The organism is Pontibacter litorisediminis (genome assembly GCF_029360645.1).
In the GTDB taxonomy this organism is placed as follows: Bacteria; Bacteroidota; Bacteroidia; order Cytophagales; family Hymenobacteraceae; genus Pontibacter; species Pontibacter litorisediminis.
In genome coordinates this window covers 457,931-467,046 of record NZ_JARDUA010000004.1, presented here as the reverse complement: position 1 = coordinate 467,046, position 9,116 = coordinate 457,931, and the positions used below count along the sequence as shown (strand labels likewise).

The window sequence follows — 9,116 nt, the reverse complement described above, 5'->3', positions numbered from 1 at the left end:
CAGCATCAAGCGTTTACCTATAAAATAGTAGTATCAAGATATTGCATATCTGCTTAACTTCTGTAGCTTTAGCCTTTGTTTTATACTTCCTTAACGGTTCTTCTCAGTAAACCGCCTGGGCGGCACTAAAAAGACCTCCACTCCTACGTAAGGCGCCCCGGAGAGGTCGTTTATGATCAGCTCATCCCTGGAACCTACTTCGTCAAAGATGCGGTGCCTGTAGTACTGCCGGAAGCCTCCCTCCACGGCAAACCAGAGAAAGTCGTAGACCTCACGCTCCATCCGCACCAAACCTTTTATGTCGGTGCGGCGCAGCTCTATCTCCCCAAACTGCTTCAGCTCCGTCTTATCAGCAAACAGGTCATAGCTGGCTCCCTCCAGGCGGTATCCGGCGTAGAACAGCGTCTTCTCGTTGGCATTGTAGCGTACCCTGGCATTGGCCGGGAAGATAGACTCCACCCCCCATTTCTGGTTAAAGGTGCGGTTATAGAGGATGCCCGGGTACACCCTTTGCCGCCCGAAAGTATAGCCCCACTGCAGGCCTACACCTATCGCATAGTCAGGTGTTTTCTTCCAGCCGTAAGCTAAGTCTATGGTTACTTTGAGGTAGTCCGAGATGTTAATGTCGTCGCGGGTATAGTCGCCGTTAAGCTCTCCTTTTGCCCGGATGAGGTAGAAGTTCCGCTGGTTCAGCGAGTGCAGGTAAGCTGCCTGCACGCCTATGCTTTTCAGGTTCTTGTCCTCCAGGTAACGGTACAGGTCATAAGAGGTGGGGGTGAGGTCCTTGAAGTTGAACTCCTCCAGCTCATAGTTAAAGCCGACGATGAGCTTGGTCTGCGGCTTGTTCAGCACCGGGGCCAGCGCACGTACCGAGAACTTGTTGTGCCGGTGGATGCGCCCCTTCCCATTGCCCAGCCTCGGGTCATCCGACTCCGATTCGATATCAAAGTTCGGCAGGCGCTCATAGCTCACCACCACACCACGTGGCTTGCCCATACCGCGCACACCCGGCGAGGCGTATTCCTCCAGTTCCTCCAGCATCTCGGTTTCGGGCACCTGTGCCTCCGTCACAAGAAATGGTATCAGCAAAAGTATCGTCAGTAGTAACTTATTTTTCATAGTTCAGAGTTTTGGTTCAGCCAATATTCTTCGTGATACTGGTCTCCCGTTTATACTTCTAATTCGGGTTTGTGTTAGAAAAAGAACCCGAATTTCAGTAGCCACAGGTCATCGTCGTCGTCATCCCCCACCGAGTAAGTCAGGGACAAGACGGTTCGGTTCAGCAAGTCTACCCACACGCCGCCGCCATAGCCCATGTGCAGGTCGCGCAGGAAACCCCTATCCGGGTCGCCGTCATAGTACACCCTGCCGGCATCTATGTGGCCCAGCACCCCCAGCTTGCCTGGTGTTAGATAGAGGTTGTAGTCAAGCAGGTGCAGGCGGCCCTCTCCGTTGGCATACACGCTGCCGCGGCCGGCATAGCGGGTGCGGCGGTAGCCTCGCAGGTTCTCGGTGCCCCCGAGGGTGTTGGCCTGGTAAAAGCGGAAATCGCCGTAATTGCGGGCAGCCCCTAAGCGCCCCGACCAGGTAAGCTTGAACGGGAAGTTAGGCGTGATGTAAAACCGAAACTCGGTGCTGAGGTTGGTAAAGCTTAGCCCCTCCGCGCCCAGCTGGTGGTTGTAGCTGATGGAGTTGTACCAGCGCATGCCGATACGCGGGTTAGCCACTGTGCTGTTGCTCCCCAGCACCTCCAGGTTGAAAAAGGCTTTGCCGCCCAGGTAGTGCTGTGTCTCAAACCTGCCTTTCTCCACATCATAGGTACCCTCCTTTAACTGCCCGGCCAGCGCCTGGTCTACCAGGAAACTCTCGCCCCCTGGGTTCTCCACACTGAACTTATCATAAGTGGGGCCTATACCTACCTTCACAAAGGCAAACGGCTCCCGGTAAAGCAGGGCGCTCAGGGACACGCGCTCGTAGCGCACGCGGTAGTAGCTGTTATCAGCCTCAGGGTCTTTGCGGGTCTCATTGCCCAGCCCGTAAAAGTTACGCTGGAACTGCGGCCCCTGCAGGTGCGCGTTCAGGCCCAGGTGCCAGAAGCCCAGCACCTGCCGCACATCACCGTTGTACTCCAGGTTATAGGAGCTGGTGCGGAAGGCGTAATTGGCCTCCAGCAGGTGCTGCGCAGCATAGGGGTCTTTACGGAACCGCTGCGTGCGCCACAGTATACCCGCTCCCAGGAACACACCGTCCTCCACGTTATACTCTGCCGAGAGGCGCGGGCCCACGTAGGGCAGCTTATAGTTATCCCGGTCGTAGAGGTTGACCTCCTCGTACGGCTCAGTCTTATCCTTTGTCTCGCTGCTAAAGGTAAACTGGTTGCCCTGCTCCGTGTCGTACACCACCGTGTGCTTCTTCAGCCCGCTTACGCTGGAGCTGTCGGTGATAATGTCCTCACCCTCGCCGCCGATGATGCGCACCAGTATACTTTCATCCACTTGGCCCGAAACAATGAACTCGTCCCGCCCGTCCATGCCGTAGATGCGCACTTCCTTCGTTTCGTCTGTCAGGAAGGTGCGGTTGTAGATTTCGGTGCGCAGCTCGCCCTCTTTGCTGGTCTTGTACCCGATTACCTGCAGTTGCTCATCGTTCAGGCGCTTGATCAGGAAACGCTCATGTTTGTTGCTGCCGGTGATATCAACGTACTGCGCCAGGAAGTCGTAGTACGTAGCGGCCGCCGCTGGCAGCTGCTCGCGCCTGGCCTTCAGCTTGGCTGTTATTTCGGCGGCAGACAGCTCCCGGATCGGCTCAGGCCACTCCTGCACCGCCCGCTCAATCACCTCATCGGTCATGCTTCGCCGGATGTCCTCGGCTATCTGCAGCCACTCCTCGCGCGTTACCTTAGAGGTAAGTGTGCGGTCCAGCGTGATGCCGCTCAGGTTCAGGCCCACCACATCCTCTATGTCGTAGCCGAAGTTCTGAATGTTGCGGATGCCCCACTTGCGGGTTACGAGCCACGGCAGCACCCCATCGGCCTTGAAAAAAGCCATGTCGCGGTCTTCGGGCACCGGGGTGTACAGATTTCCTTTGTCCGGCTTGTCCTCCTCCACCCAACGCCACTGTCCTTCGTGCCGGTCCCAGTCTCCGATGAGCATGTCGAACAGGCGCGCCCGCACGTACTCGCGCTGGTCCACCTCATGGTCGTTATCCTCCATCAGCTCGTCCAGCACCTTGTCTGTGCCTACCAGGTTTTTGGCATAGCCCAGGCTGGCAGTATTCTCGTGGTTCTCGTCGGCATCCTCCTCCAGGTAAGCCAGCGTGTTGCTGAACTCATCCTGGTACTGCCGCAGGTAAGGGGTGTTGGGGATGTACACCAGTTCCGGGTTGGTATGGTACACGCCGGCGGCATCAGCCAGTGGCGGTATGATTAGGGCTCCATAGGGGTGTTGTGCCGATATCTGGTCTTGCAGCAGGGTGCGGGCGGCGGTCTCGCGCAGGTAGGGCGGCAGCGACATGGTGGGGTCCTTGTCCACGGTGCGCAGGCTATACTCGGTGGCCTCCGGCGTACGCACCTTCAGCGCCGCGGTCTGCTTGCCCCCGCCTTTCTGATAGGGTGTAAGCCCACCCTGCTCGGTTTCCATGTCCAGCAGGGGAACCTCTATCGGTGTGGCCCACTCCTGGCGGTAATGCTTGCCCAGCAGCGTTTTGTGCAAGCCGCCGGCACGGTACTTCACGTTGGCAGCCAGCGTGATGGTGCTATCGGCGTAGTTGGTGTCGTCATGAGGCCTTTGACGCTCCTTGCGTGGTTTTTTAGCGTACAGCAGCGTGCGGTACAGCACTTTGCCCGTCTGCCCTTCTCCTTCCGGCACCCAAAATTCGGCCCACACCTCGCCGTTCTCGTGGTAGGTGGTCTTTACAAAGCCTTTCACTTTCTGGGCATACTCAGCCACGCCCGGCTTTACATAGTCAGTCTTACAACCGGAGCCGCTCACAATGTGCGCCAGGTTGTTATACTTAAAATACTGCAGCGCGTGCTCGTGGCCGGAGGCGTACACGATGTTATCATACTTGTTAAAGATATCGAGCAAGCCCTTTATATACGCCTGGTAACGGGGGTGCGGGATGTCCTGCAGGATACCGCCATACTTACGGGCAAAGGGATAAATGGAGCCGATAACCGGCAGCGGCAGGTACATCCACTCGCGGAGCATGGTTAGCGGAAAGAGGTGGTCTTTCAGGGTGAAGAAGCCACCGTGCTCCCCGCGCGTCATGAGCGGGTGGTGCGCCACGATCAAGATATCGCTGCCGCTGTTCTTCTCAATGATATCCTCCAGCTTTAACAGCATCTCGCCCTCGGTGGCGGTGCCGCAGTTGCTGTTATCGCCGTAGGGCCTGTCGAAGGGGTGCAGCCACCACTCCGAGTCCAGTGCGATCATCACCAGGTCATCGCTCAGCTTTACCTCGTAGGGGCCGGGGCAGCCGTCGCCGGGCACGTAAAAGTCGCCCCCCACCACAATGTTCTCTTCCGTCAGGTAGGCGTTTACAAAGCGCTGCTCCCGCATCACATACTCCAGCCCGCCCCGGCCGCTGTGGTTCCAGTCGTGGTTGCCGGGTATCATGTACTTTTCACCGGGGTAGCCTTTCAGGATGTCAAGCTGGTCCTTCAGGCGCCTCTCCGATTCCTCCCGGTCATACCTGCCCTCGGGCGGGAGGCCGTTCATGTACACGTTATCGCCCAGAAAGACAGTGGCACTCTTCTCACCTGTCTCCATCATCATCTTGCGCATAAGCTGCAGCGATGGCTCGCCATTCGGGTCAGGCGCGCCCACATCCCCAATCAGGAACAGCGTGTAAAGTACATCGTTATCAGGGGCAGGGGCCTCCTGCTCCCAGGCAAGGGCGCTTTGGCTGTAGTGCGGCTCAGTAGAGATACAGGCCGAAAAAAACAGGCTCAGCAGCACACACCACCCGTGGCGCACCAACAGCCGATGTGTATGCTGTAATAGTTGGATCATAGTGTTCTTGTTGGCTTAAGATGGCTGCCGGCAAGGCTCCCGCCCCGGTTTGCCGGTTGCCCGTAAAGTATACGTATACGCAGGCTAGCCCAAGACAAGGCGCATGCACAGACAGCCCATGCTTTGTTTATGCTGCTGCCCCCGCAGCCTGCCTTGCGCAAGGTGGCTGCCACCGGGACGGCAGAATCGAGATTCATAAACGAGACGACTTTGCTTTTAGTTGTTACCTACCTGTATACTACCCCAGACCCCTGCAGTTACTGCTCTTCACTAACAAAAAGCTGATTTTACCGTAACCGCAGATTACCAGGTGCCACACATGTGCGCCCTGCCGCCGGCCTGCACTGCATCACTACCCAAGTGCCCGGCACTGCTACGAAACCAATTATGGAAGATCAAACAATCGTAAAACAAGCCGGCGAGTACGTTTTCAGGCTTTTCAAAGACAGGCTGTCTAAAAAGCTTGTTTACCATAACTATAAGCATACTTTTGAAACGGTAGCAGAAGCCCAGGACCTGGGCCAGCGCAGCAGGATTACCGAGGCGCAGCTACAAGACCTGGCGCTGGCCGCCTGGTTTCACGACACCGGCTATGTGGACACGTATGAGGGGCACGAGGAGGAGAGTGTACGCATTGCCACGGAGTGGCTGCAGGAAAAGCAGTACCCGCAGGAGCGCATCGACCTTATTGCCGAAATCATCCTGGCCACCAAGCATGACCAGGAGCCTGAGACGCTACTGCAGGAGTTGCTGGTGGATGCCGACATGTCTAACATCGGCAAGGAGACCTTCTTTGCCACCGCCGAGCTGCTGCGCGTGGAGTGGGAGATCTTTCGCGATAAGTTTTTCACGGACAGCGAGTGGGAACAGTTCCAGATGGACTTCCTGCTCTCCACCACCTTCCATACCAACCAGGCGCAGCGCAAGTTTGCCTCGCAGCTGGGCCTGAACATACAGGAACAGCGCAGCCGCCTGAGCAAGGAGATTGAGAAGAAAAAGAAGGAGGAGAAAAAGAACCGCAAGACACTGGCGCAGCCTAAGCGCGGCATCGAGACGATGTTCCGGAACACGTACCGCACCCACCTGAACCTGAGTGCCATTGCCGACAATAAGGCTAACATGATGATCAGTCTGAACGCTATCATCATTTCAGTCATTATCACTTATCTCAGTGCCAAGACCTCTACTATCGGCACCGACTACACCACGCACCGTACTTTCCTTATCCCCATCAGCATCCTGCTGCTCACCACGCTCGGGTCGGTGGTGTTCGCCATCATTTCCGCCCAGCCGGAGGTTACCAGCTTCACATTTAAAAAGAAGAAGGACCAGCGCTTGGATACGCGCAAGGTTAACCTGTTGTTCTTCGGCAACTTCACCAACCTGCCGTTAGAGGAATTCCAGAAAGGCATGCACGACATCATGCGCGACAAGAAGTCTCTCTACAACAACATGATCACGGATATTTACTACCTGGGCGAGGTGCTTAACCGAAAATACAAGATCCTGCGCATTTCGTACACCATCTTTATGGTAGGGCTGGTACTTACCGTGGTTGGTTTTGGTGTAGCCGTTGCCTCTTACTAGCGAGCAGCTGCTTGTTTTGTGGCAGAAATCCTTTAAATTCGCCCTGCCAAAGTATAAACCTCTGGCCTTGTAGTTCAATGGATAGAATAGGAGTTTCCTAAACTCTAGATCCAGGTTCGATTCCTGGCAAGGCCACCAATACCCCTTCTGCAGGCGCTTACACCCCGCTAGAACTCCTGTAAAGCCACTTACTTCCTTACACAACCCCACCCGCTAGCGTCCCACAGTGGGCGCAAAATGTTTGACCTATTGTTTAGCCGGCCCGCCAGGCACCGGCTCTAGAGAATAAGGATCTCCGGCCCTGCCCGCCCCTAATCATCTTTGCCCCTTACAACACTTCAAATAAAGTATGTAACTTCGTGAGGACCTATTCCATGCTAGCCAGTAACAGCAAGCAGTACAGAAGAGAATGACATACGACCTTATCATCATCGGTGGCGGACAGAGCGCCCTGGCCTGCGCCTATTTTTTGCGCAGAACCAGCTTAAACTACCTGTTGCTTGACGATCAGGTGGCTGCCGGTGGGGCATGGCAGCGTACGTGGGACTCCCTCACCCTTTTCTCCCCTTCTGAGCAAAGCTCCCTTCCCGGCTGGCTGATGCCAAAGTCGCAGCATGCTTTTCCTACCCGGCATGAGGTGGTGCGTTACCTGCAGCAGTATGAGGAGCGCTACCAGGTACCCGTACAACGCCCGGTGCAGGTGCAGGAGGTTACCCGCGGACAAAACGGAGACTTTATACTTCGCACCAGCGACGGAACCTACCACGCCAAAGCTCTTATCAGCGCCACCGGTACCTGGCAAAAGCCTTACATCCCGGACGTGCCCGGACGCAACAGCTTTAAGGGCTTGCAGCTGCACGCATCCATGTATAAAAATGCGCAGCCGCTGCGGGGCAAAAAGGTGCTCATAGTGGGCGAGGGCAACTCGGGCGCGCAAATACTGGCAGAGGTATCGTTGGTGGCGACGACCGTGTGGGCTACCCAAAGCACGCCCTGCTTCCTGCCCGACAATGTGGATGGGCGCGTGCTTTTTGATGTGGCCTCGGCTAAGTATTATGCTGAAAAAGAGGGGCGGGAATTTAATGCAAAGCACCTGAACCTAGGCAGCATTGTGATGGTTCCTTCTGTAAAGGCCGCCCGGGAAAGAGGTGTGCTGCACGCGGTACCCACCTTTAAAGCCCTGGAGGAGACAGGCGTTGTTTGGCAGGATGGCCGCCGCGAGCAGTTCGATGTCATTATCTGGTGCACCGGCTTCCGCTACGCGCTGGACCACCTAGAACCCTTGAACGTGGTTACCGACAACGGCAAGGTAGACACAGAGGGCACTAAGGCCAAAAACTGCCCTGGCCTCTGGCTGGTGGGCTATGGCGGCTGGACTGGTTTCGCCTCTGCTACGCTTATAGGCGTGGGCCGGTCGGCCAGGGAGACCGTGGGGCAGGTGCAGGCATACCTGCAGGAGCGCTGATGCCGTGTTCTGGCTCCTAGCGTCTTGGCCTAAAGTATATTTTACATCTCCTTTTGCAACATTATAGTTAATATCACATATACACATAGACATATACTCCCTTGCATTCCTATGAAAATACCCATTCTTGCTACCCTTACCGTACTTTGCCTGAGTGCCTGCTCTGGCCGGGATGAACACACGCATGGGGAGGAGAGTGCCACCATTGCCAGCGAAACCGGGCAGCCGACCCCACTTCCCCCTGATGTGCTTTACATGGTAAAGCCGCTCATCGGCGGCAAGCTCTACAGCCAACCTAACTTTGAGGCAAACTCTGTAGCTTACTTTGACACCACGCAGCAGATCCACATCCTCGATACCTCCAACACCATGTTCGCGAAAGCCCGCATCCGGCAGGACACGGCGCAGTATACCGGCTTTGTGCCCAAAACCATCCTTCCGGAGAAGCGCTAAAGCATACCTGACAGCAACAACGGCTGCCTTTTTCAAGGGCAGCCGTTGTTGCTGTCAGGTATGCTGCTGCTACTATTTTATCACTACGCGCCGCACCGCACTGTAATTATCTGCTTCCAGCTTAATGTAGTATAAGCCTTTCGCGTGGCGGTCCAGGTTGATGGTCTTGGATAGCTTGGGCTCGTTGTTCTTCAACGTTTCGCGGTAAATCTCGTTTCCAATTACGTTAAGTATGGTAAGCTCCACCTGCTGCGCCTCCAGGTTGGAGACAGAAACAGTGAACACGCCATTGCTAGGGTTAGGGTAAATGGCCACATCCTCCTCCTGCTGCAAGCCAAGCGGGTTTTTATCTGTTTGCTGCTGCGTAGCCTGCACCTGCACAGGTGGCTTGGCCTGCGCCTGCACAACCAGCACAGTAAGACATGTAAATACGGAAAGTATAATTTGTTTCATATAAGTCAAATATCTAAATCCTTTACGTAATGTATAGGACAAAAGTCGTTCCATTATTAAAACGCTTCGCCTAATTTTTTGTTCATGTGTTATACCCTCTAATTAGGGGGTATTCACCAAGTTTACAGACACAAAGTTGTACAAAA

General features: G+C 55.4%; 6 protein-coding genes and 1 tRNA gene. 4 read left to right on the top strand and 3 right to left on the bottom strand.

From position 1 onward, the window contains the following. Positions 1-90: 90 nt before the first annotated feature. Both PXG97_RS15545 and PXG97_RS15540 read right to left on the bottom strand, forming a co-directional pair. A complete protein-coding gene (locus PXG97_RS15545; protein WP_276498700.1) occupies positions 91-1,119 on the bottom strand; it encodes a DUF6268 family outer membrane beta-barrel protein in 1,029 nt (342 codons plus the stop codon). 74 nt (positions 1,120-1,193) lie between these two features. Further along, positions 1,194-5,012: a BamA/TamA family outer membrane protein gene (locus PXG97_RS15540; RefSeq protein WP_276498699.1), complete on the bottom strand. Its 3,819-nt coding sequence runs from the start codon at positions 5,010-5,012 to the stop codon at positions 1,194-1,196. 387 nt (positions 5,013-5,399) lie between these two features. Here PXG97_RS15540 and PXG97_RS15535 point away from each other — a divergent pair, with 387 nt between their 5' ends. The 4 genes from PXG97_RS15535 (at position 5,400) to PXG97_RS15520 (ending at position 8,517) form a co-directional block, all read left to right on the top strand. After that, the gene (locus PXG97_RS15535) at positions 5,400-6,599 is read left to right on the top strand and encodes a Pycsar system effector family protein (protein WP_276498698.1); all 1,200 of its coding nucleotides are present in this window, start codon (positions 5,400-5,402) and stop codon (positions 6,597-6,599) included. 63 nt (positions 6,600-6,662) lie between these two features. Beyond that, a tRNA-Arg gene (locus PXG97_RS15530) sits at positions 6,663-6,737 on the top strand. 271 nt (positions 6,738-7,008) lie between these two features. Next, positions 7,009-8,064, top strand: coding sequence for an ArsO family NAD(P)H-dependent flavin-containing monooxygenase (locus tag PXG97_RS15525; RefSeq protein WP_276498697.1), 1,056 nt, complete (start codon positions 7,009-7,011; stop codon positions 8,062-8,064). Between the two features lie 111 nt (positions 8,065-8,175). Then, positions 8,176-8,517: a hypothetical protein gene (locus PXG97_RS15520; RefSeq protein ID WP_276498696.1), complete on the top strand. Its 342-nt coding sequence runs from the start codon at positions 8,176-8,178 to the stop codon at positions 8,515-8,517. Between the two features lie 72 nt (positions 8,518-8,589). Here the strand turns inward: PXG97_RS15520 and PXG97_RS15515 are convergent, their stop codons facing one another. Next, positions 8,590-8,970 carry a T9SS type A sorting domain-containing protein gene (locus PXG97_RS15515; RefSeq protein WP_276498695.1) on the bottom strand — a complete coding sequence of 127 codons (381 nt, stop codon included), beginning with the start codon at positions 8,968-8,970 and terminating at the stop codon, positions 8,590-8,592. Positions 8,971-9,116 lie beyond the last annotated feature (146 nt).